24 protein-coding genes are annotated in these 22,308 nt (G+C 60.6%); 14 read left to right on the top strand and 10 right to left on the bottom strand.

The annotated features are described in order from the left end of the window. Positions 1–9 precede the first annotated feature (9 nt). Positions 10–882, bottom strand: a complete 873-nt coding sequence (gene coxB, locus HPQ62_RS07470) for a cytochrome c oxidase subunit II (RefSeq protein WP_194246289.1) — start codon at positions 880–882, stop codon at positions 10–12. A 727-nt stretch (positions 883–1,609) separates the two neighbouring features. Between coxB and HPQ62_RS21040 the strand changes: the two genes are divergently transcribed. The 3 genes from HPQ62_RS21040 (at position 1,610) to HPQ62_RS07455 (ending at position 4,185) form a co-directional block, all read left to right on the top strand. Further along, complete coding sequence (locus tag HPQ62_RS21040; protein ID WP_244629605.1) at positions 1,610–2,080, top strand: invasion associated locus B family protein; 471 nt, start codon at positions 1,610–1,612, stop codon at positions 2,078–2,080. Between the two features lie 59 nt (positions 2,081–2,139). After that, positions 2,140–3,558 carry a metalloprotease TldD gene (tldD, locus tag HPQ62_RS07460; protein ID WP_174801964.1) on the top strand — a complete coding sequence of 473 codons (1,419 nt, stop codon included), beginning with the start codon at positions 2,140–2,142 and terminating at the stop codon, positions 3,556–3,558. 153 nt (positions 3,559–3,711) lie between these two features. Continuing rightward, positions 3,712–4,185: a GNAT family N-acetyltransferase gene (locus HPQ62_RS07455; protein ID WP_342343683.1), complete on the top strand. Its 474-nt coding sequence runs from the start codon at positions 3,712–3,714 to the stop codon at positions 4,183–4,185. A gap of 17 nt (positions 4,186–4,202) precedes the next feature. Here the strand turns inward: HPQ62_RS07455 and HPQ62_RS07450 are convergent, their stop codons facing one another. Both HPQ62_RS07450 and pdxH read right to left on the bottom strand, forming a co-directional pair. Further along, positions 4,203–4,667: a heme-degrading domain-containing protein gene (locus HPQ62_RS07450; RefSeq protein WP_174801880.1), complete on the bottom strand. Its 465-nt coding sequence runs from the start codon at positions 4,665–4,667 to the stop codon at positions 4,203–4,205. 14 nt (positions 4,668–4,681) lie between these two features. Then, the gene (gene pdxH, locus HPQ62_RS07445) at positions 4,682–5,302 is read right to left on the bottom strand and encodes a pyridoxamine 5'-phosphate oxidase (protein ID WP_174801879.1); all 621 of its coding nucleotides are present in this window, start codon (positions 5,300–5,302) and stop codon (positions 4,682–4,684) included. Between the two features lie 229 nt (positions 5,303–5,531). Between pdxH and fabI the strand changes: the two genes are divergently transcribed. The 4 genes from fabI (at position 5,532) to HPQ62_RS07425 (ending at position 8,899) form a co-directional block, all read left to right on the top strand. After that, positions 5,532–6,350, top strand: coding sequence for an enoyl-ACP reductase FabI (gene fabI, locus HPQ62_RS07440; RefSeq protein ID WP_174801878.1), 819 nt, complete (start codon positions 5,532–5,534; stop codon positions 6,348–6,350). Positions 6,351–6,513: 163 nt separating this feature from the next. Continuing rightward, positions 6,514–7,107 (top strand): histidine phosphatase family protein, encoded by a 594-nt coding sequence (locus tag HPQ62_RS07435; RefSeq protein WP_174801877.1) that lies wholly within the window; start codon positions 6,514–6,516, stop codon positions 7,105–7,107. Between the two features lie 201 nt (positions 7,108–7,308). Further along, positions 7,309–8,406 carry a chorismate synthase gene (aroC, locus tag HPQ62_RS07430; RefSeq protein ID WP_174801876.1) on the top strand — a complete coding sequence of 366 codons (1,098 nt, stop codon included), beginning with the start codon at positions 7,309–7,311 and terminating at the stop codon, positions 8,404–8,406. Positions 8,407–8,473: 67 nt separating this feature from the next. Further along, positions 8,474–8,899, top strand: a complete 426-nt coding sequence (locus HPQ62_RS07425) for a DUF983 domain-containing protein (protein ID WP_174801875.1) — start codon at positions 8,474–8,476, stop codon at positions 8,897–8,899. Here the strand turns inward: HPQ62_RS07425 and HPQ62_RS07420 are convergent. Together HPQ62_RS07420 and HPQ62_RS07415 are read right to left on the bottom strand one after the other, a co-directional pair. Beyond that, complete coding sequence (locus tag HPQ62_RS07420) at positions 8,893–9,804, bottom strand: GGDEF domain-containing protein (RefSeq protein WP_174801874.1); 912 nt, start codon at positions 9,802–9,804, stop codon at positions 8,893–8,895. The two genes, HPQ62_RS07425 and HPQ62_RS07420, sit on opposite strands and share 7 nt — an antisense overlap. A 93-nt stretch (positions 9,805–9,897) precedes the next feature. Next, entirely contained in the window at positions 9,898–10,584 is a 687-nt protein-coding gene (locus tag HPQ62_RS07415; protein WP_174801873.1) for a spermidine synthase, read from the bottom strand. 296 nt (positions 10,585–10,880) lie between these two features. Between HPQ62_RS07415 and rpmG the strand changes: the two genes are divergently transcribed. Further along, a complete protein-coding gene (gene rpmG / locus HPQ62_RS07410; RefSeq protein WP_045684232.1) occupies positions 10,881–11,048 on the top strand; it encodes a 50S ribosomal protein L33 in 168 nt (55 codons plus the stop codon). A 168-nt stretch (positions 11,049–11,216) separates the two neighbouring features. On the opposite strand, the gene HPQ62_RS07405 is transcribed toward rpmG, so the two are convergent. Then, on the bottom strand, positions 11,217–12,656 hold the full coding sequence (locus HPQ62_RS07405; protein WP_174801872.1) for a cation:proton antiporter domain-containing protein: 1,440 nt from the start codon (positions 12,654–12,656) through the stop codon (positions 11,217–11,219). A 522-nt stretch (positions 12,657–13,178) separates the two neighbouring features. On the opposite strand from HPQ62_RS07405, the gene HPQ62_RS07400 reads away from it, so the two are divergent. Then, on the top strand, positions 13,179–13,511 hold the full coding sequence (locus tag HPQ62_RS07400; RefSeq protein ID WP_174801871.1) for a hypothetical protein: 333 nt from the start codon (positions 13,179–13,181) through the stop codon (positions 13,509–13,511). A gap of 92 nt (positions 13,512–13,603) precedes the next feature. On the opposite strand, the gene HPQ62_RS07395 is transcribed toward HPQ62_RS07400, so the two are convergent. Further along, positions 13,604–14,335, bottom strand: coding sequence for a hypothetical protein (locus tag HPQ62_RS07395; protein WP_342343681.1), 732 nt, complete (start codon positions 14,333–14,335; stop codon positions 13,604–13,606). 60 nt (positions 14,336–14,395) lie between these two features. After that, on the bottom strand, positions 14,396–14,572 hold the full coding sequence (locus HPQ62_RS07390; RefSeq protein WP_174801870.1) for a hypothetical protein: 177 nt from the start codon (positions 14,570–14,572) through the stop codon (positions 14,396–14,398). A gap of 18 nt (positions 14,573–14,590) precedes the next feature. Between HPQ62_RS07390 and HPQ62_RS07385 the strand changes: the two genes are divergently transcribed. Then, positions 14,591–15,727, top strand: coding sequence for a glycosyltransferase family 4 protein (locus tag HPQ62_RS07385; protein WP_174801869.1), 1,137 nt, complete (start codon positions 14,591–14,593; stop codon positions 15,725–15,727). Here the strand turns inward: HPQ62_RS07385 and HPQ62_RS07380 are convergent. Further along, positions 15,724–16,188 (bottom strand): Lrp/AsnC family transcriptional regulator, encoded by a 465-nt coding sequence (locus tag HPQ62_RS07380; RefSeq protein WP_174801868.1) that lies wholly within the window; start codon positions 16,186–16,188, stop codon positions 15,724–15,726. The two genes, HPQ62_RS07385 and HPQ62_RS07380, sit on opposite strands and share 4 nt — an antisense overlap. A gap of 197 nt (positions 16,189–16,385) precedes the next feature. Here HPQ62_RS07380 and trxB point away from each other — a divergent pair, with 197 nt between their 5' ends. The 4 genes from trxB to HPQ62_RS07360 all read left to right on the top strand — a co-directional run bounded on the left by trxB (position 16,386) and on the right by HPQ62_RS07360 (position 21,244). Beyond that, a complete protein-coding gene (gene trxB / locus HPQ62_RS07375; RefSeq protein WP_174801867.1) occupies positions 16,386–17,363 on the top strand; it encodes a thioredoxin-disulfide reductase in 978 nt (325 codons plus the stop codon). Between the two features lie 20 nt (positions 17,364–17,383). Then, the gene (locus HPQ62_RS07370; protein WP_174801962.1) at positions 17,384–18,280 is read left to right on the top strand and encodes a LysR family transcriptional regulator VtlR; all 897 of its coding nucleotides are present in this window, start codon (positions 17,384–17,386) and stop codon (positions 18,278–18,280) included. A gap of 685 nt (positions 18,281–18,965) precedes the next feature. Beyond that, complete coding sequence (locus tag HPQ62_RS07365; protein WP_174801866.1) at positions 18,966–20,081, top strand: alkene reductase; 1,116 nt, start codon at positions 18,966–18,968, stop codon at positions 20,079–20,081. Between the two features lie 68 nt (positions 20,082–20,149). Continuing rightward, on the top strand, positions 20,150–21,244 hold the full coding sequence (locus HPQ62_RS07360) for a calcium:cation antiporter (RefSeq protein WP_174801865.1): 1,095 nt from the start codon (positions 20,150–20,152) through the stop codon (positions 21,242–21,244). Here HPQ62_RS07360 and HPQ62_RS07355 read toward each other — a convergent pair. Further along, complete coding sequence (locus tag HPQ62_RS07355; RefSeq protein WP_174801864.1) at positions 21,219–22,238, bottom strand: NAD(P)H-binding protein; 1,020 nt, start codon at positions 22,236–22,238, stop codon at positions 21,219–21,221. The genes HPQ62_RS07360 and HPQ62_RS07355 overlap by 26 nt on opposite strands. Positions 22,239–22,308: the final 70 nt, after the last annotated feature.

Raw genomic sequence — 22,308 nt, 5'->3', positions numbered from 1 at the left:
TCGCCCTCCTCAATTCTTGTCGGCGAGCATGACGGCGTTTTCGCCCTGCTCTTGATTGTCGATGCTTGCCATCAAGGCACGATTGGCAGCTTCCACGTCGGTTGCGGCGGAAGCCTGCCAGGTGGTGAACTGCTCCGGCGACACCACGCGGATCGCAATCGGCATGAACGCATGATCCTTGCCGCACAGTTCCGAGCACTGGCCGTAATAGATGCCTTCTGCTTCGGCCTTGAACCAGGTCTCGTTGAGACGGCCCGGCACGGCATCGACCTTGATGCCGAATGCCGGCATGGCGAAGGAGTGGATCACGTCGGTGGGGGCTGCAGTGACCAGAACGCGCACGGTGGCGCCCATCGGAACGACCATTTCATTGTCGACGGCCAGAAGGCGCGGATATTCGGCGCGGTTTTCCTTGCCGTATTCGGCGCGCTGCTCATCCGTCAGCATGTAGGACGAATAGGAAATCGCACCATCCTCGATCTCGGGATAGTCATAGCTCCACAGCCACTGGGTGGCGGTTGCCTTGACGGTCAGATCGGGATCTTCCGGAAGGGTGAGCTGGTTGGTGAGCAGGTTGAACGAGGGAATGGCGAGAAACAGCAGAATCAGCACCGGCGCCACGGTCCAGACCACCTCGATCACGGTGTTGTGGCTGGTGCGGGACGCTTCAGGGTTCTTGGAAGCACGGAACTTCACCATCACCAGAATCAGAAGCGCCAGAACGAAAAGCACGATCGGCACGATAAACCAGAGCGTATACTGCTCGAACCAGGTAATCTGATGCATGATCGGCGACGCCGCCGGCTGCAGTGTCATCTCCCACGGCTGCGGCTGCGCCGCAAAGGCGCTCCCGCTGCCCGCAAGACAGAGAAGACCTGTCATGCATGCTCTGGCTTTATTCTTCACGTTGAATTCTCCCACCAATGTCTGGCTGAAACCAGACCGGATCCCTGTTCGACTGCCTCTGAAAGATCAAAACCGCGCGCATCGCGTGGCGGCCATGATATCATCTCCCACCCGGGGCGCACCCCTTGCCCGGCGATCCAATGACATCATCGACCCGGTTTTTCTCCCTCAGTCACAATTATGCCATAGCATTTGCTGATTTGAAGCGTCAAATTGTCAGCTGCGGCATAAGTTCACAGTGATATTTCGCCGCCCTTTCCCAGGTCAAGTCCTTCTTCAGCCGTTGAAAATTTCTTTCGAACGCGGCACAAAGCCGGTTGTGGTAATTAAGACCGTCCTAATCAGCCGAGGAGCCCGCCCAATGCCTGTCGTTCTTGCAAATCATGCGTATCGCAAGGCAGGCGCGCTCGCCCTCGCCGCGTTGCTGTGTTCCACTGCCCTTCCGGCAAGCGCGCAGGATAGCGGCGCTGCGCCTTCGGCCCGCACCTCCCGTCCCGTCGAGGAACCCGCGACAGGGACGGATCAGGCCGCACCGGAAACCACCGCGGCAGAAGAAACGCCTGAGGCGTCTGTTGGAGAAGCCGAGCCGCAAACAACGCAGGCGCCCGAGACTGAGGGCGCAGCGGATGCGACGCCCGCGCCTGCAGCTGATGAGCCCGGTGCTGCGACAAGCGATGCCGATGCGCAGGCGAGCGAGGAAGAACTGGCTCCGCTGCCGATCCCCGCAGAGGACACAGTCACGGAAAACGTGGTCCGCGAGAATCACGGCGCATGGTCGACGATCTGCGACCAGCCGCCCGGATCGAGCGTCGAGCAATGCGCGCTGATGCAGAACGTGATTGCCGAGGACCGTCCGGAAATCGGGCTTTCGATCGCCGTGCTGAAGACCGCCGACCGCGAGGCAACGCTGTTGCGCATCCTCTCCCCGCTCGGTGTCTTCCTGCCGTCCGGCATGGACATGTTCGTCGACGGCGTGAATATCGGAAAGGGTTACTTTACCCGATGCTATCTCGACGGCTGCTATGTCGAGATCGACATCGACGAGGATCTGATGAAGATCATGCGCGCCGGCCGCGAGGCGGTTTTCACGCTCACCTTCTCCGTCGATCAGGACACGATCGGCATTCCGGTCGACCTTACCGGCTTCGTCGAGGGTTTCGACAATCTGCCCTGATATCGCCCGGCGATCATTCCTATATGGGCGTCATGAACGACAAGAAGACGGAAACCACCATGACCGACCGCGACCTCCTCAGCCATTTCGATGCCGATGAAGCGACAATCCGGAGGGTCGTGGAAGACACGCTCCACGATGCCGATGACGGCGAACTCTATGTCGAATATTCCCAGAGCGAATCGCTCTCCTTTGATGACGGACGCCTGAAGAGCGGCTCGTTCAATACCGGCCACGGCTTCGGGTTGCGCGCCGTCGCGGGCGACGCCAGCGGCTTTGCCCACGCAGGCGAACTGTCGCTGGGCGCCCTGAAGCGGGCCGCCGAAACCGCAAAGGCCGTCACCAACGGCTATGCGGGCACCTATGCCGAGCCGCCGCGCGGCACCAACACGCGTCTTTATTCCGAGGAAAACCCGATCGGCGCGCCCTCCTTCGAGGAGAAGGTCCAGCTGCTCGGCGAGATCGATGCCTATTTGCGCGAACGCGATCCGCGCGTGCGGCAGGTCTCCGCCTCGCTTGCCGCAAGCCACCAGATCGTCGACATATTGCGCGCCGACGGTTACCGCGCCAGCGACGTGCGGCCGATGACGCGGCTCAACATTTCGGTGATCGTCGGCGATGGCGACCGCCAGGAAACAGGCTCCTTCGGCATCGGCGGACGGCATGGCTTTGCCGATCTGTTTGCCCGCCAGGACTGGCAGTCTGGCGCCGAAGAGGCGCTGCGCAAGGCCTTCGTCAATCTCGAGGCGATCGAGGCGCCGGCCGGGACCATGGACGTGGTGCTCGGCAATGGCTGGCCGGGCGTGATGATCCATGAGGCCGTCGGCCACGGGCTCGAGGGCGATTTCAACCGCAAGAACCTCTCTGCCTTTTCAGGCCTTGTCGGCGAGATGGTGGCGGCACCCGGCGTCACCATCGTCGACGACGGCACGATCGAAAGCCGCCGCGGTTCGATCTCGATCGATGACGAGGGCACGCCCTCCGCCTATAATGTGCTGATCGAAAACGGCAGGCTTACCGGCTACATGCAGGACCGCATGAATGCACGGCTGATGGGCGTTGCCCCCACCGGCAACGGGCGGCGGGAATCCTATTCAAGCCTGCCGATGCCGCGCATGACCAACACCTACATGCTTGCCGGCGACAAGACCAAGGAAGAGATCATCGCCTCGGTCAAGAAGGGCATCTATGCCGTCACCTTCGGCGGCGGGCAGGTCGACATCACATCGGGCCAGTTCGTGTTCTCCTGCACCGAGGCCTATCTGATCGAAAACGGCAAGATCGGCGCACCGATCAAGGGCGCGACCCTGATCGGCAACGGACCGGAAGCGATGAAGCGGGTCTCGATGGTCGGCAACGACCTCGCGCTCGACAATGGCATCGGCAATTGCGGCAAGGCAGGCCAGTGGGTCCCCGTCGGTGTCGGCCAGCCGCATCTCAGGCTCGACCAGATCACCGTCGGCGGCACGCAGGCATGAGGACAGCCGCGCCTTAGCGGCTTTAGCGGCTTTAGCGGATTGTTTACGGCTTTCGGGCTCAATGCGCCAATGTATTGCGTAGCCCGTTCCCCTCTCGGGGCATCATTTTCATCCGAGCATGTCATTCGCCCCTATCGGGCGGATGACAATCGCGTGCTGGCCGATATCTGGCATGCGGCCTCCGCTATCTCGCACCACTTCCTGCCAGAGCATCTGCTCGAAACGCAGAAGAAGCTGGTTGCGGAAAAATACCTGCCGGAAACGGAAACCTGGGTCGCTGTATCCGGCGAAACGCCGATCGGCTTCGTCGGCCTGATCGACAGTTTCATCGGCGGCCTGTTCGTGTCGCCGGATTGTCAGGGCGGCGGCATAGGGTCAGCGCTCCTCGACCATGCCTTCCGCCTCAAGGGCCATCTTCTGCTGGAGGTCTACGCCGCCAACCACCGCGCGCTTGCCTTCTACCGCCGTCACGGCTTTTGCGGCATCAAACGGCGCGCGACCGACGACAACGGCCTGCCCTTCCCACTGATCATGATGCAGAAACCGGTTCCGACAAGCTGGCAACGGTCGGAGGCAAGCGTCCTTGCGCGCGAGACCGGATCGCTTTGCGGCAGTGACCGTCCCTGAGGGACAGATCCCGGATTCTACGCCTTCACGAACTCCCTGAGCACGCCGACGATCAGCGCGTGATCGTCCTTGCTCGCAAGGCCGGAGACCGTGATGGCGGCCACGACGCCGACGCGCCTGATGCGCACCGGAAAGCTGCCGCCATGGTCGGCGTAATCGGAAAGGCTCAGCCCGAGCTCCGGCCCGATGGACCGGCCCTTGCGGCGATGTTCCAGCTCGATGGCGTAGGACGAACGGTGAAAATGGAAAACGGTGTTCGACTTGCGCCTGGCCCACAGATCATTGTCGGGAGCAGAACCGGGCAGCGCCGCGTGAAACAGCGTCCTGCTCGGCGTGCGGATATCGATCACCACCGGGGCTGCGTGCGCCATGGCGCGATCAACCAGCCGCTGACCGAGATCCCATGCGTCTTCCTCGTCAAAGCGGCCAAAAACAAGCGTCCGCTCTTCCTCTGCCACCTGATCTTCCAGTTCCCGCGTCATCTTCGGCCTCTTTCTTAAGGATACATGCGAACCTTGTGCCAGCCGCCCTCGGCCGCATTGCGGCGGAATTCGATGCGGTCGTGGAGACGGAACTTGCCGTCATGCCAGAACTCGATCGAAACCGGCTTCAGCCGGAAACCGGACCAGTATGGCGGGCGCGGAATTTCGCCGACGCCGTAGCGCGCCGTCGTCTGCGCAACCGCCGTTTCGAGCGCGAAGCGGCTTTCAAGCGCACGCGATTGTTTCGACGCCCAGGCGCCGATGCGGCTGCCCCTCGGGCGCGACTGGAAATAGGCGTCCGCCTCTTCTTCGGATACGACCTCTACCGGGCCCCTCAACCGCACCTGGCGACGCAGCGTTTTCCAGTGGAAGCACATCGCAGCCTTTGGCTGGCCGAGCAGCTCCCGGCCCTTCTGGCTTTCGAAATTCGTGTAGAAAACGAAGCCGTTCTTGTCGAATTCCTTCATCAGGACCATGCGCACATTCGGCAGGCCATCCTCATCGACGGTGGCGACCGCAACAGCGCTCGGATCGTTCGGCTCGCTTGCCTCGGCGTCCTTCAGCCATTTGGCGAACAGTTCGAAGGGATCGCTCTCCTTGGTGAAATCGGCCTTGCCGCCGCTCCCGTCAACCATTCTCGTCACTCCCGGATCGTGTCTTGTCTGCCGCAGGCACTGCCGCATCGTCTTCGGATTTCTGCGTAAGGCCTGAGGCATGGTTCGAAATCAGCGAAGCGCAAACCGCGCCCCGTTGCAAGGCGCTTTTACATCGCGAAAGCAGGTGACACAAAGAAAGGCCAGCTTGAACCGTTTAGCCGCCTATGCCATAGGCAGAAACCAAATGAGTTTCAAGGAGCATCGACACATGGCGGAAGCAACCGGCCTCATGAAAGGCAAACGCGGCATTATCCTCGGTGTCGCCAATAACCGTTCGATTGCATGGGGCATTGCCAAAGCGTGTCATGACGCCGGAGCCGAAATTGCACTGACGTGGCAGGGCGACAACCTGAAGAAGCGGGTTGAGCCGCTGGCAGCAGAACTGAACGCCCTCATGGCGGGCCACTGCGACGTTACCGATCCGGCCAGCATCGACGACGTGTTCGCGAAGCTTGAGCAGGAATGGGGCAAGATCGATTTCGTCGTTCACGCCATCGCCTTTTCCGACAAGGAAGAGCTGACCGGTCGCTATATCGATACCTCGCGCGAGAACTTCGCGAAGTCGATGGATATCTCGGTCTATTCCTTTACCGCCATTGCCCGCCGCGCCGAGAAGATGATGAATGACGGCGGATCGATGATCACGCTGACCTATTACGGCGCCGAAAAGGTGATGCCGCATTACAATGTCATGGGTGTCGCCAAGGCGGCCCTTGAAGCGAGCGTGCGCTATATGGCCGTCGATGTCGGCGGCCGCGGCATCCGCATCAACGCCATTTCGGCAGGCCCGATCAAGACGCTTGCAGGCTCCGCGATCGGCGACTTCCGCTACATCCTGAAGTGGAACGAGTACAATTCGCCGCTGAAGCGCAACGTCACGATCGACGAGGTCGGCAACACCGCGCTGTTCCTGCTGTCGGACCTTTCCACCTCGATCACCGGCGAGGTGCTTCATGCCGATTCGGGCTATCACGTCGTCGGCATGAAGGCCGTGGACGCGCCCGACATCTCGGTGGTCAAGGACTGACGATCAAAGGCGCGGCCATGACCGCGCCTTTTTCATTTTCGCGCGGGACAATCCCCGCCGCTCCTCCCAAAAGTGTGCAAAACACAAAAACCCATCTGAATTTTAGCATCGCACTGTAATGAAATTTGATCAGGTGATGCAAAGCCATAACGGGACCTGAACATTGCAGATCTATGTCATCCGCCACGGCCAGACCGACTGGAACGCCGCCTTCAGGCTTCAGGGCCAGAAGGACATACCGCTGAACGAAACCGGTCGCGGCCAGGCAACCGGCAATGGCAAGCAGTTGGCAGAAATCCTCGGCTCGGAAACGGGCCTTTACGATTTCGTCGCAAGCCCGCTTTCCAGAACCCGCGAAACCATGGAGCGGGTCCGCGCCTCGATGGGCCTGACACCGGAACTCTACCGCACCGACGACCGGCTGAAGGAACTCTCCTTCGGCGACTGGGAAGGCCGGACGCTGAAGGAAGTCGGAGACATCAGCCCTGCCCTTCTCGAACAGCGCGAGCAGGACAAGTGGGCCTTCGTGCCGCCGGGCGATGATGCCGAAAGCTACGAGATCCTCTCCTGGCGCGTCGGCGCATGGCTCAAGGACGTTGTCGGTCCGACGGTTTGCGTCGCCCATGGCGGTGTCATCCGCGCCCTGTTCCGGATCGTCGGCGGCGCAAGCACGCACGAAGCCGCCGAACTGCCGATCCCGCAGGACAATATATTGAGCGTCGATCCCGAAGCCGGCACGATCGGATGGGTTGTCTAGGATTTTCCACATCCGAGGGCTACGGCCTGAATGAAACGTCACGGCCCTCGCCGGGTGGGGAACATGGCATGCTTCCTGCGCGCCGCAGGCATGGCCCCGCACGTCGGATGATCGACGAACGCGGCCCCCGGTCTTTCCCTGGATGAGCAATTGCTATAGAGCCGTGCCAAACGAAAAGGCCGGCGCCGGCGGAGGTTTTTGATGTCGCACAACACATTCGGGCATATGTTCCGCGTCACCACCTGGGGCGAAAGCCACGGGCCGGCGCTTGGCTGCGTGGTGGATGGCTGCCCGCCCGGCATCGCCTTCACGCTTGAAGACATCCAGACCTTCCTTGACCGGCGCAAGCCCGGCCAGTCGCGGTTCGTGACCCAGCGCCGCGAGGCCGATGAGGTGAAGGTGCTGTCCGGCGTTCTGCCGCAGGATGACGGCGTCACCTTCATCACCACCGGAACGCCGATATCGCTGATGATCGAAAACACCGACCAGCGCTCCAAGGACTACGGCGAAATCTCGCGTCAATACCGTCCCGGCCATGCCGATTATACCTATGACGTGAAATACGGTCTGCGTGACTATCGCGGCGGCGGACGTTCTTCCGCGCGCGAGACGGCAGCGCGCGTTGCAGCCGGCGCCCTCGCCCGCAAGGTGCTGCCCGATGTCAGCTATCGTGGCGCGCTGGTACAGATCGGCAAGCACAGGGTCAACCGCGCCAACTGGAACTGGAACGAGGTCGACAACAATGCCTTCTTCTGCCCGGATGCCGAGATGGTGCCCGTATGGGAAGCCTATCTCGACGAGATCCGCAAGGCGGGCTCATCGGTCGGGGCGGTGATCGAGGTTGTCGCCGAAGGCGTTCCGGCAGGCCTTGGCGCGCCGATCTATGCCAAGCTCGACCAGGAGATTGCCGCCGGCCTGATGTCGATCAACGCGGTCAAGGGCGTCGAGATCGGCGAAGGCTTCAATTCGGCCGAACTGACGGGTGAGGAAAACGCCGACGAGATGCGGATCGGCAATGACGGCCGGCCGCGCTTCCTGTCGAACCATGCGGGCGGCATTCTCGGCGGCATATCGACGGGCGAGCCCATCGTCGCACGGTTTGCGGTCAAGCCCACCTCCTCGATCCTGACGACGCGTCAGTCCATCGACCGGGACGGGAAGGAAGTCGAGTTGCGCACCAAGGGCCGCCACGATCCCTGCGTCGGCATCCGTGCCGTGCCGATTGGCGAGGCCATGCTTGCATGCACCATCGCCGATCATTATCTGCGCGATCGCGGCCAGACCGGCCGCCTCGGCTGAGACGGCCGCGGACGGAGATTGCCTTTGGCGCGCCGTTCTGAAACAGTCGGGCGTCAGGGAGAAACGCATGGCCGACCAGAGCGATCATCAAAGATATGGTGACAAGCGCGAACGCGCGCTGATGCCCGCGATCATCAACGGGCTGAAATGCCGTTGCCCCAATTGCGGCAAGGGCAAGCTGTTCGGCCGCTTCCTGAAAACGGTCGATGCCTGCGCGGAATGCGGCACCGAAATTCACCACCACCGCGCAGATGACCTGCCGGCCTATCTTGTCATCCTGGTTCTCGGCCACTTCATCGTCGGCGGCTACATGGCGGGAGCGGAGCTGATGGATGTGCCCGACTGGGTCCATCTCGCCATCTGGGTGCCGCTGACGGCCATCGCCGCCTTTGCCATGATCCAGCCGATAAAGGGCGGCGTCGTTGGCCTGCAATGGGCGCTGAAGATGCACGGCTTCGACGGCAAGGGCGAAGACCGGCCCGCCGACTACTGATCGGCGATGCAGGCCCTGTTCTTGCCTTCCCGCTTGGCGCGGTAAAGCGCCAGATCGGCGCGGGCGTAGAGTTCGGTCTGCTCCTCACCCGGCACCACGGGAGCAACGCCTGCAGAGCAGGAATAGGAAAAATCCGGATGCTCGGGAAAGGGCCGCATCGCCCTGATCTGTTCAAGCATGCGGTTGACGATGACGGCGGCCTCTTCGCCGGATGTCGCAGGCAGCACCAGGCCAAATTCCTCCCCGCCCAGCCTGCCGAAGCAATCCGTCCTACGCACCAGCGCGGAAATTTCGCGCGCGAAGTCGATCAGCAGGCGATCGCCCGCAAAATGGCCGAAACGGTCGTTGACCTGCTTGAAATTGTCGAGATCGAGGATTGCGAAACAGCCGGGTTTCTGGAGGGTGAAGGCCGTTCCTCTTGATAACATGTCTGCCAGACGCTCCATCACGAACCGCCGGTTGGCAATGCCTGTCAGGTCGTCCGTCAGAGACCGGCGGAGCGCCTGATCCCGCTCCTGTCGAAGCGACCGTCCCTGGGCGCGCAGCGCGGTGATGTCGCTGGCGATGCAGATCATCCAGCCATCCTCGTCGACGCTTTCCGTCATCCACAGCCAGCGCCCGTCATGAACGTCCGTCTCGAAGGCGCGGAACGGCACCTTGCCGCGTCGCGACAGCGTTCCTTTCAGCCAGCTTTCGAAGTCATCCGTCGCAACCACGGTGCCACGCCGCTCTCGATGGTTGCGGCGCATCATCTCTCCCCACCAGGGGTATTCATCCGCAGTCAGAAAGAATGCATCGCGGTAACACTGGTTCGCGTAGACCAGAATGTCGTTCTCATCGAACACAGCAAAAAAAAGATCCGCCGTATCCATGAAGCGTATGATTTTTCTCAGCTTTGTCTTCATGTCAGCGCGATCGTTGGTTGATCGGTCGTCGTCATGGGCGAACCTCTGTCATAGTAGCCATCAAATTTCGCGATAAGCCACGACTTTTGACAGTCAGTTTTGCTCGCTTGCCGGCACAGCCAGCCAGATGACGTGCTTTGCGCCACGTCGCTTTGCGTTAGCCCTCACCATCTTTAATTCGGTCGCGAATCCGGCCTTCGCCATTCTTGCAGTAAATCGAGGATCAGGCGCCGAAGACCAGACCGACAGCACGCCCCCGCGCTTCAGCGCCTTGCGCGCGCGGCCAAGCCCACCGAGATCATAGAGCTTGTCGTTGCTGCCGCGCGTCAGACCATCGGGACCGTTGTCCACATCGAGCAGAATGGCATCGTATGCTTCCCTAGACGATGATATCAGTGATACGACGTCACCGGTGTGGATTTCGACACGCGGATCGTCGAGCGCGCCGGAAAACACCGACGCCATCTCCCCCCTCGCCCACTTCACCACGGCCGGCACCAGTTCGGCGACGATAATCCTTGCATCCGGCGGCAGAACGGCAAGCGCAGCGCGCAGCGTGAACCCCATACCAAGTCCGCCGATCAGAACGACGGGCTTCTTTCGTCCGGCGAGTTTCTCGCATGACAGCTCCGCCAGCGCCTCTTCGGAGCCCGACAGCCTGCTGTTCATCAACTCGTTGGCGCCGAGCATGATGGAGAATTCCTCGCCGCGCCGTTTGAGGCGGAGGGTCGTCGTCTCTCCGGGTATGTCGGCGGTATCAAGTTCTACCCAGGGAATCATTGGCGCCATCCGGTTCCGTGCACCAGACGAGCTGGCCGATGGCTCCCTACCTCGCCCAAAATCGCCGAAACTGCAACGCATCTGCCAAGAATTGCCCCAAGTTTGGCTTTTCAGAAAAGGTTGTATTGACTTTTACGCCAGGATTCGTAGTGTCCCGCCAGATTTTGCTGTGGCCTTCGGCCCGGCGAGCAGGCGAAGCTTTCCTACCGAAAGCTTCTCGATTTTCAGATAAAGTCCGGGCGTACCGGTTCCGTTTTCCGATGAGGATAGCGGATTGCTCTTGAAGGCGGAATAAAATGGCAAAGGCAACAACGATCAAGATCAAGCTGCTGTCGACGGCAGACACCGGCTTTTTCTACGTTACCAAGAAGAACAGCCGCACGATGACGGATAAGATGGTCAAGACCAAATACGATCCGATAGCGCGCAAGCACGTTGAATTCAAGGAAGCCAAGATCAAGTAATCTTGCGCAGTTCCTGAGTTTTTTGAAAACGCGTAGGCTCAGGCCCGCGCGTTTTTTTTGCGTTTCTGGCCTGCATCATCGGCAGGCATGACTGGCTCGCCCCTTCCGCAATCCGCATGAGTGCGGAGATTTGTCTGCCAGCCACATCGGCGGCAGGGTCTGCGACATTCAGACGTGATCGTCCGGTTGCTTGACGGCTTCTGCCGTCGCCGCGTCCTTCTGTTTCGCGGCTTTCCGCTCGGCACGGCGTTCCGCCTTCTTGCGGCGACGTTCCCGGCGCGCGTGGTTGAAGGCGATCAGCCGGGCGCGTGAGCCTGCCACCATGCCGCCGAGAAACGCCCTGCCCCTTCCCACTTCACGCAATTCCTGGGCATAGGCAATGGCAAGGGCGTTGCGATAGCTCTCGAGACCCTCCGTCAATGTTACCTGCACCCTGCGCATGACCGACACCCAGACCGGCGAGACCAGCAGCGTGATTGCAGTTACCGCGATCACCAGCCGGTAGAGATCCTCGCTCAGCGCGCTCGCGGCAAGGCCTGCAGCGGCAAGCACGAAGGAGAATTCCCCAAGCTGCGCCATCGACAGGCCGGCGATCAGCGCGGTCTGCGGCGAGGAGCCGGTCCAGCGCAGCAGCATTACGTTGAGGACCGATTTCACCGCCACGACGGCCACGGACGCCAGCAGCACGATGGCCAGATGCTCCCAGATGAAACCAAGATCGATCAACAGGCCGATCGACAGGAAAAAGATCACCAGAAGGACGCTCTGGATCGGCTCGACCACCGGAATGACCCGGCTGCGCAGGGTCGAATTGCCAATGCAGATACCCGCCAGGAAGGCGCCATAGGCCGGAGACAGGCCTGCGACGCCAGAGATCGCGGCGGCCGAGAAGCAGAGCGCGAGCGCGCCCAGCGCCAGCAGTTCGACCTTGTCTTCCACCTTGGCGGCAAACGGCACTTTCAGCTTTCCGAACCGGCCGAAATACCAGAGCAGGCCCGCCATGATGCCCACCGCGACGAAAACCCTGACCGCCGTGGTCATGATGTCGAAACCCTCGCCGCCGAAGCTCGAGACGAAGATCAGCATCGGCACCACGGCGATATCCTGCGCGATCAGCACACCAACGGCGATCCGGCCCGCATCGCCGCGCAGCGCGTCCATCTCATCCAGCATCTTCATGGCCACAACGGTGGACGAAATCGCGATGACGAAAGACAGAATGACAATCTCGCGCGTCGTCACATCAAGCACCAGGCCGATCATGATCGCCAGCAATGCAGCGCTGACAAGCTGGCCGCCGACGACCAGCAGCGCCTGTCGGAGCGACATGACGAAGGCCTTGATGGACAGTTCCATGCCGATGAAGAACAGCAGCACGACGACGCCCATCTCGCCAAGGAACGCAACGCTGTCGTTGTTTTCGATGAGGCCCATGCCAGTGGGCCCGAGCAGGATGCCGGCCAGAATGAAACCGACCAGCGGCGGCTGCCTGAGCCAGAGAAAGCCAAGGCCCGCAAGCGCTGCGATGGCGATCACAAGAGCGACGGCCGCGAAATTGCCGCCGTGAGAGCCCGCATGGGTCACGGCTTCTTGGACAACCTGCTCCATCAAATTCCTTTCAAACCTGCTGATAGAACAAACATAGGGCCGAACCCGCAAAAAGCTCAAGCGCCATCAGGCTCTCAAAAAAAATAGTCGCGTTACGGAAGCAGGAGCCGCCGCGCCGGTAACCATTTATGCTGCTGTTTTTGCTGATCTAGTCGTCCGCCGAAGAAAATCCGACCTGCGCGCCGTGCCGCCGTTCCGCCACAGTTTGTGCACCGCTTCAACAAATTCGCTTTGCGCAGGGGAAAAATCGTCATATATTCGTAACCATAAATGGAGGAGACGATATGACCTTTTCACGTTCCCTGCATACGATCCTGATCGGCGCCGCCTTCATCTTCATCGCGGCCATGCTGTTCATCTGAATGGATCGTCAAGCGTCGGCTTGGTTCTTCAAGGAACCGGCGCCCCTTGTTTAGCGTTATAGATTTTGAGTTCGCGGTGCTGCCTTCGGGCGCGCCGCGATGCCTCTTTTTCCGCCGCAATTTCCTGCGACGGTCTCTAAAACCGCAAGGGAGAATATCGATGTTCGACAGCAAGACTTCGGCGAGTGACCTGATCGACCGCCTCGGCTTTTCGCAGAAATCCCCCGTTGAGCGCGCGAGCGCCGCAGTGCGCGATGAGGTCGGCGCGCTCGCGAAGACCGCCCGCACCCACCCCGCAGCCAGCGGATCGGCCGTTGCCCTTGTGGGCCTGATCGCGTTCGGATTGGGCTTCCTCTCCGGTCACAGCACAGCCGGCGAAGGCTCCGTGCCGAAGAAGCGCCTGTTCAAGGAACGACACAGCGTCGGCAAGCCGGTAAACCACAAGCGCACGCCCTATTATGCGATGAAGAGCAAGCGTCGCGCCTCCGTTTGAGGTCCAAAGGCCGCCATCCGGAGAATACCGGTCAGGCGGCTTTTTTCTTTGGCTGACATCAATGGCACGGGTTGACGGTGCAGCGGCGCGTCTTAGCACCAGTTCTCGTCGATCCAGCGGGTCGGCAGCACGTGCTTGTAGATTTTCTTCCAGGCCTTTTCCACCGGCCATTCGCCGATCGCAGCCTCGTCAGGATCAGGCTTTCCCGTAAACGCCACGATCCGCGCGGTGCTCGGAAGCTTCGGCACCTTGAAGAAGTTGAGAGGCCAGGTCGGGACGAGCGTGTGCTTGAAACTCACGCACCATTCCTTCGGCCAGAACTCCATCCGATCAATGACGGCCGAGATGTAGACCTGCTCGATGCGATATTTCCGGCAGATCCCCTCGCCGTCCGCCTCGAAGTCATCGAAAATATGGGTGTGATCGCCGATATGCCAGCGGAACACCGAGGTATTGCCGATCCCCTGCCCGAGCTGCGTCCAGTTCTCGCAAGCACAGAACGCGCCGGGCTTGTAATCGAACATGCAATCGATGCTGCCGGTGATGACCACGTCAAGATCGAGAAACAGGACATCGCCCGAAAGATCGAAAAGGGGCGCCTGCCACAGCGAGATCTTGCGCCACGGGGTCCAGGCGACAGATTGCGGAATGACGATATCGGGCAGCGGTCTGGTCTCGACCGCCTGATCGATCCCGCTCGCATCTTCTGTAAAACAGATCAGCCGTGTCGGGCGACTGGTGTTGCGCCTGATCATAGACCACAGGCGGTTCACATAGTCCGCCGGGTAGCGCGTTCCCCACTTTATGCACACGATGGTCTGCACGATCAGTTCCTCGAAAGTTCGGCGCCTCCAAGGACTGGAGTGCCCCATGCGAAATACTTGTCAGCCATGGATGGAATGTGGCACATCCAACGCCAGCCGATCCGTGCTCTCGCCTTTTTTTTTTGCAAAGGTCTGGCGGCAATTGCCGCCTGCCTCTTGTTTGCAACCCTTTTTAACTTCACTTTCCTGCTGAGCAAGCGCGAACTTGGCAAAACACGACAACTTGTCCGCATTCATTGAAAGGCCACTCTTTTCATGAGAAGCCCGTCTCCGAAAATCCTGCAGCTTCTCCCGGCTCTCGGCGATGGCGGCGTCGAGCGTGGAACGGTCGAGATGGCCGGTTATCTGTCTCAAATGAAGATCGAAAACTGGGTCGTCAGTTCCGGAGGTCCCCTCACCGAACAACTCGCCGCAACCGATGCCCATTATATCAACCTCGATGTCGGCAGGAAATCGCCCTTCGCGATCCTTTCCAACGCCAGAAGGCTCGCGCGCATCATCGATGAAAACGGGATCGATCTGGTGCATGCGCGAAGCCGTGCGCCGGCCTGGGCGGGATGGCTTGCCTGCCGGCAATCGCGGCGCAAGCCGCGGTTTCTCACCACCTTTCACGGCGTCTACAGCCACGGCAACCGGTTCAAGCGCGCCTATAACAGCGTGATGCTGAAGGCACCGGTGGTTGTCGCCAATTCGGGCTTCATCCGCGACCATATCGTATCTGTCTACGGATTTCCGCTGGAACGGATCATCGTCTCCCAGCGCGGGGTCGATACCGCCATCTTCAACCCTGACCTCGTCAGCGCCGATGAGCGTTCAAGGGTCAGGGCCGCGCTCGGTGTTGCGGGCGATACGCCACTTGTCACGATCGTCGGGCGGATCACGGACTGGAAGGGCCATCGCTACATGATCGAGGCGATGGCGCTCTGCGAAAACAAGGCATTCAGGCTGGCGATCGTCGGCTCCGGCAACCAGGGCATCATCAACGAACTTGAGGCGAAGGTGAAAGAGCACGGCCTTTCCGAACGGGTGACGATCACCGGCAGCCGCAGGGACATTCCTGCGGTCATGGCGGCTTCGGACCTTGCGGTTTCGACGTCTACCCGCCCGGAGGCCTTTGGCCGCGTCGCGATCGAGGCTCAGGTGATGGGAACGCCCGTGATCGCCACCGCCCATGGCGGCAGCCTGGAGACCATCATCGAAGGGAAAACCGGTTTTCTGGTGCAACCGGCAAATGCAAAGGCGCTTGCCGAGGCCATCGATGCAGCGCTCGCAGACCCGGCACGCCTTCGCGCCATGGGGCAGGCAGGCCGCGCCAATATCCTCGAAAACTTCACGGTCGAACAGATGCTGGAAAACGAATTCGCGGCTTATCAAGCCCTGCTGGAAGCCTAGATCGCCACCAGACCTTCCTTCTTGATCTGGCGGATCGTCAGCATCGTGCGCACGGTGTCGACATGAGTATTGGCGGTCAGCACCTCGATCACGAAATCCTGGAACTGCATCAGGTTCTCGCACACGCAGTGCAGCAGGAAATCGGTTTCACCGGAGGTCATCCAGGCCTGGCGCACGATCGGCCAGTCCTCGGTGGCCCGCGCAAATGCCTTGAGCTCGACCTCCGACTGATGCTTGAGGCCGACCATGCAGAAGGCGACGAGATCATAGCCGAGCTTCGGCCCGTGCAGCATCGCAATGTAGCCTTCGATGATTCCCGTTTCCTCCAGCCGGCGCACCCGGCGCAGGCACGGCGGTGCGGAGATGCCGACGCGCTCGGCAAGCTCGACATTGGTCATGCGGCCGTCGCGCTGGAGCTCACGCAGGATTTTAAGATCGACGGAATCGAGATCGGCGCGCATTCATGGCTCCTGAGGCGGGAAAACAGGCGTATAAGCAATTTTATTACAACATGCAGCCAGATTCTTTCAACAGAATGAAATCGGCTGTTGGTAGCGCGCCGCGCGACCTTGAAAGAAAGCCCCTGGCAGCCATAAATGGGGCAAGACTTGCAATTAGAGCGGCGTACCGTCATCGGTGCGCTCAAAAGGATTCAGACATGGCAGACCACCATACGCAGGTGCTCATCATCGGTTCAGGCCCGGCCGGCTATACCGCCGCCATCTACGCCGCGCGCGCAATGATGAAGCCGGTGCTGATTGCAGGCCTCGAGCAGGGCGGCCAGCTGACGATCACCACCGATGTCGAGAACTACCCCGGTTTCGCCGAGCCGATCCAGGGCCCGTGGCTGATGGAACAGATGCTGGCGCAGGCCGAGAATGTCGGCACCGAAATCATCAACGATATCGTGACGAAGCTGGACCTCTCGAAGCGCCCCTTCACGGCAACCACCGATTCGGGTGAGGTCTGGACCGCCGAGACGGTGATTCTCGCCACCGGTGCCCAGGCGAAGTGGCTTGGCCTGGAGAGCGAGCAGACTTTTAACGGGGGCGGCGTATCAGCATGCGCGACCTGTGACGGCTTCTTCTATCGCGGCAAGGATGTCGTGGTCGTCGGCGGCGGCAATTCCGCAGTCGAGGAGGCGCTCTACCTCGCCAATATCGCAAAGTCCGTGACGGTGGTTCACCGGCGCGACAGTTTCCGCGCCGAACGCATTCTTCAGGAACGCCTGTTCGCGCTCGAAAATGTGAGGGTCGTCTGGGACCATGCGGTGGAAGATATCGTCGGCACCACCGCCGTGCCGCCGCTGCCGCCGTCCGTCACCGGCGTCGAGGTGAAGAACGTCAAGACCGGCGAAAAGCAGACAATTCCGGCGGATGGCGTGTTCATCGCGATCGGCCATACGCCCCAGGTTTCCCTGATCCGCGACCAGCTGCGGCTGAAGCCGAATGGCTATCTGTGGACGGAACCGGGCACGACCAAGACCAGCATCGAGGGCGTTTACGGCGCCGGCGATGTCACCGACGACAATTACCGGCAGGCGGTGACCGCCGCCGGCATGGGCTGCATGGCGGCTCTCGAGGCTGAACGTTTTCTGGCAGCGCTGAAAACCGGCACCCTGGCTGCCGCGGAGTAAGGTTTATGAAAAGCACGAGCATGCCTCTGGACTGGGACAAGCTCAGGATATTTCATGCCGCGGCGGAGGCAGGATCGTTCACGCATGCCGCCGACAAGCTCCATCTTTCGCAGTCGGCGATCAGCCGCCAGGTCTCTGCGCTGGAACAGGATGTCGGCGTCAAGCTGTTCCACCGCCATGCCCGCGGCCTGATTCTGACCGAACAGGGCGAATTGCTTTACCGCACGGCCAATGACGTTCTTCTGAAGCTCGAGGGCGTGCGTTCGCGCCTGACGGAAACCAAGGAGAAACCCTCCGGCAAGCTGCGCGTGACCACCACCGTCGGCCTCGGCCAGGGCTGGCTCACCGACAAGGTGCAGGAATTCCTGCAGCTCTATCCCGACATGCAGATCCAGCTGATTCTCGACAACGAGGAGTTGGACGTGAACATGCGCCATGCGGACTGCGCCATCCGCCTGCGTCAGCCTCAGCAGCCGGACCTGATCCAGCGCAAGCTGTTCACCGTGCACATGCATGTCTATGCCTCGCCTTCCTACATAAACCGGCATGGCGAACCCCAGGCGCTGGAAGATCTGGACAATCATAGGATCATCACCTTCGGCGAACCGGCACCGGCCTATCTGCTCGATGTCAACTGGCTCGAAATTGCCGGCCGCTCGCCCGACAATCCCCGACCGGCGCATCTGCAGATCAATTCGCTGACCTCGATCAAGCGCGCGGCGCTTCTTGGAATCGGCATCGTGATGCTGCCGGATTATATCGTCGGCCGCGACCCGGGCCTGCTGCAGCTCGTCACCCATGCAGATGTGCCGAGCTTCGACACCTATTTCTGCTATCCCGACGAACTGAAAAACTCCGCCAAGCTGAAAGTCTTCCGCGATTTCATCGTCGCCAAGGCCCGCAACTGGAGCTTCTGAGACCTCTGCCGCCAGAGGTTTTCACTGCTGCTTGCGAAAGCCACAAAAAGGCTGCCCTTTGGCTTGCATTTTATGACTATATTTTAGGCTAAAATCGAACCCGCTCCAATTTTAAGCAAAACTTGCAGCATTTTTCGCCAATCGCATGGCAGCCATGCACAAAAATGCATTGTCCAATGCCTAATCGGAGAGCATATAGCACGCAGCTGATGCAGGTGGTGCCCAACTTCTCCCTGGTGCACCGCAGCAGCTGTTCCCCTCTGGAGGTTTTGAGAGACCTTCTAACTCAAAGGGCCCCGGTTTTCCGGTGGCCCTCTTTTTTTGCCTGTATTTCTGTGGTGTTTTTTTTCGCAACGCGCGATGAAAACTATTGCATTGCGCACAAAAAAGAACCATATCAAATAATAGCTGATGCGTTTCGATACGGCTTGCGAGTCGTATTGCAGCAGCTGTTCCCCTCTGGAGGTTTTACCTTCACACTTACAAGGGCCCCATCTGGTGGCCCTTTTTTTTATGCTCTTTTCTGTGTTTTGCTGGCGTTTAACATGCGTAAACGCTTTTTTTCGGTTTCTGCGCTAGAGCGGTTGGTGTAGCGCTCGGGATATCGCGGGACTTTCAGAAAATTGCGTCGACACCGGGCTTCCGCTACAGATTGAGCGCGCGACCCGCCAGGGGAAGGAATTCGATGGCTAACCTTTTTGATCCCATTACGATCGGCGATGTCACCATCGAGAATCGCATCATCATGGCGCCGCTGATGCGCAACCGGTCCCCGGAATCGGTCCCCAACGAACTCAATGTCGAATATTACCGCCAGCGCGCCAGCGCCGGCCTGATCATTTCCGAAGCAACCGCCATCACCGAACAGGGCCAGGGCTATTCCAACGCGCCGGGCATCTACACCGATACCGCCGTCGAGGGCTGGCGCCACGTCACCACCGCCGTTCACGAGGCCGGGGGCAAGATCTTCTGCCAGTTGATGCATGTCGGCCGGGTATCGCACAAATCGCTGCAGCCCTTCGGCGACCCGCCGGTGGCCCCTTCGGCCGTCCAGGCCCGCGCCAAGACCTTTGTCGTCTACTCGGATCAGACCAGCGATTTCATCGAGACATCGATGCCGCGCGCTCTGAAGCCCTTCGAGATTTCCGGCATCATCGACGACTATCGTCGCGCAGCCGTGAGAGCCATGGAAGCGGGCTTCGACGGCATCGAGATCCATGGCGCCAACGGTTATCTGGTCGATCAGTTCCTGCGGTCCGGCAGCAACCAGCGCACCGATCTTTACGGCGGGCCGATCGAGAACCGGGCGCGTTTCATGTTCGACATCGTCGGCGCGATCTCGCGCGAGATCGGCGGCGGGCGCACCGCAATCCGGCTCTCGCCGGTGGCGCCCTCCAACGACATTCAGGACGACAATCCGCAGGCGCTGTTCAACTATCTCGCAAGCCAGCTCAGCGCCTATGATCTCGCCTATATCCACATCATCGAGGGCGCGACCGGGGGCGATCGCAGCTACTCCCAGGGCCCCCGCCCCTTCGATTACGAAGAGATGCGGGAAACCTATTACCGCACCGATGGTTCCGGCGCCTGGATGGTCAACAATGGCTATGACCGCCAGCTTGCGATTGACGCCCTGGAGAAGGAGCGTGCCGACCTCGTCTGTTTCGGGCGCGCTTTCATCGCCAATCCGGATTTGGTGCGCCGCCTGCGGATCAATGCGCAGCTGAATGCGTTGGATCAGAGAACGCTTTTCGGTGGCGAAGCCAAGGGCTACGTGGACTACCCCACGCTCGGCGGCTGACGCCACCGTCCAAAGCTTTCGTGGGACACACTGGCGCCCTGCGGCGCCATCACGGGGACGACTGATCGATGCTGAATTTTTTGCGCGGTGAAATCCTGCTTCTGCAGGCGCTGCCGGTGGGGGCCATTGCCTTTTTCGTTGAACATGACGTGATGCATGCCGGGCAGGTTTTCTCGCTCATTGCCGCAGGCCTTCTCGTCGTCTCCATCGCCTGCGCCTCGATGCGGGTGGCCCACCACGCCGAAATTCTCGCGGCCAAGGCCGGCGAACCTTACGGCACCATGATCCTGACGCTCTCGGCCGTCACGGTCGAAGTGCTGATCCTGATCATCATGATGACCGAAAGCGGCCAGCCGACGCTCGTCAGAGATACGATCTATGCCGCCGTTATGCTCGACATCAACGGCATCCTCGGCCTTGCTGCGCTCCTCGGCGGGCTGAAGCATGGCGAGCAGCCCTATAACGACGACTCGGGCAAGACCTATTCGGTGATGATCCTGACGGCCATGGGCATATCGATGGTGGTTCCCGATTTCATTCCGGAGGCGAGCTGGACCTATTATTCCGCCTTCACCATCGTTGCCATGCTCTCGCTTTACGCGCTGTTCCTGAAGCTTCAGGTTGGCCAGCACAGCTATTTCTTCTCTTACCGTTACCCCAAGATGCGCACCAAGCCGCAGGAAGAACAGGGCCATGCGGAGGAGCAGGGCTCGACCGCCAAGTCGGTTGCGATCATTCTCGTCGGCGTTGCGGTCATCGGCCTTCTGGCGGAATTCATGTCCGCCTTCCTCAATGACGGTCTGGAGGGAACCGGGGCGCCGCTTGCGCTGACGGCCATTCTGGTCGCCTCGATCGCCGCCGGACCGGAAATCCTGACCGCGATCCGCGCGGCACTCAACAACCGCATGCAGGCCGTGGTCAACATTGCACTTGGCGCTTCGCTCTCGACCGTCATCCTGACCGTGCCGGTGATCGAGGCGATCGCCCTCTATACCGGCCAGCCCTTTACCATGGCGATGACCCCGGTTCAGATCACCATGGCTGCGATTACGCTGATCGCCGCCGCCATCAATGTGAATGACGGCGAGACCAACGCGATCGAGGGCATGACCCATTTCGTGCTGTTTGCGACCTTCATCATGCTTTCGATACTGGGGCTCTGACGGGCAACGCGCCCGGAGCAGGTCGCTTCGGCGTCACGCCAATATCCTCGAGTGCCTGCCCGAGGGCGCTTTCGAGCGGCGTGCGCGGCTCGTGGCCGAGGACGGATACGAGCTTTTCGCTGGTCATGTGCAGCGGCTCCCTCCACAGATAGCGCACCTCCAGCAGTTCGCGCATCAACGTCACGAATGGCGCAAGCAGCGGCACGACGAACCAGGGAAAGCGCGCGATCTTCAGCTTCGGATCGCCGGCGACGCGGCGGATCGCTTGTCCCATCTCCATCCCGTCGGCGTCGTAAAACCCCTCGAAATGAAAGTTCGCGAAGGGGGGAAGCTGCCCTGCCCTGTCGTTGAGTGCTGCGAAGGTTTCGGCAAGATCCGGCAGATAGGCCCACTGATGGCCAACGCCCTTCCTTCCGGGATTGGTGATCCGGGTGAGCGGCGCATGCGGCTTGACCACCTGTCCGAACCAGCTGTTGCCGGCCGCATCCCCGCCGAAAAAGTCACCCGCGCGCACCAGGATCACCTGGGTGCCGCCATCGGCCGCCTCCCTGAGGCGCCTTTCCATCGCAATCCGGATGCGACCCTTGCGGGTGGTGGCGTTCTGCGGGCTGTCCTCGCGCGGGGACGGAAACACATCCCGCCCGAAATTATAGATCGTTGCGGGAAACAGAATGCGGGCACGGGACATCCGCGCCGCGGCAATCGTGTTCTCCAGCATCGCAGGCGCCAGCGACTTCCAGTTCTGGTAGCCGGGCGGGTTGACGCCGTGGAAGATCAGCTCCGCGCCCTGCGCTGCCTTCTCCACGTCTTCGTGGCGCATCGCATCGCCTTTAAGCCATTCATAGTCCGTCCGCTTTTCAGACAATCGCGACGGATCGCGATGGAGCGCGCGGATATGATAGCCACGCGCAAGCAGCGCCCGCGCAACCGCACCGCCAACACCGCCTGTCGCCCCCAGGATGAGCGCCACAGGCTTTCGGGTCATTTCGGTCATTACATTCTCCTTCTGTTGAGGTCGAGGAGAATATCAGCGCAGTAACACCTAAACGGAATTGTATAAAAAT

Source organism: Martelella limonii, assembly GCF_013344475.1.
Taxonomy (GTDB): Bacteria; Pseudomonadota; Alphaproteobacteria; order Rhizobiales; family Rhizobiaceae; genus Martelella; species Martelella limonii.
This window is presented reverse-complemented; position numbering and strand designations above follow the sequence as displayed.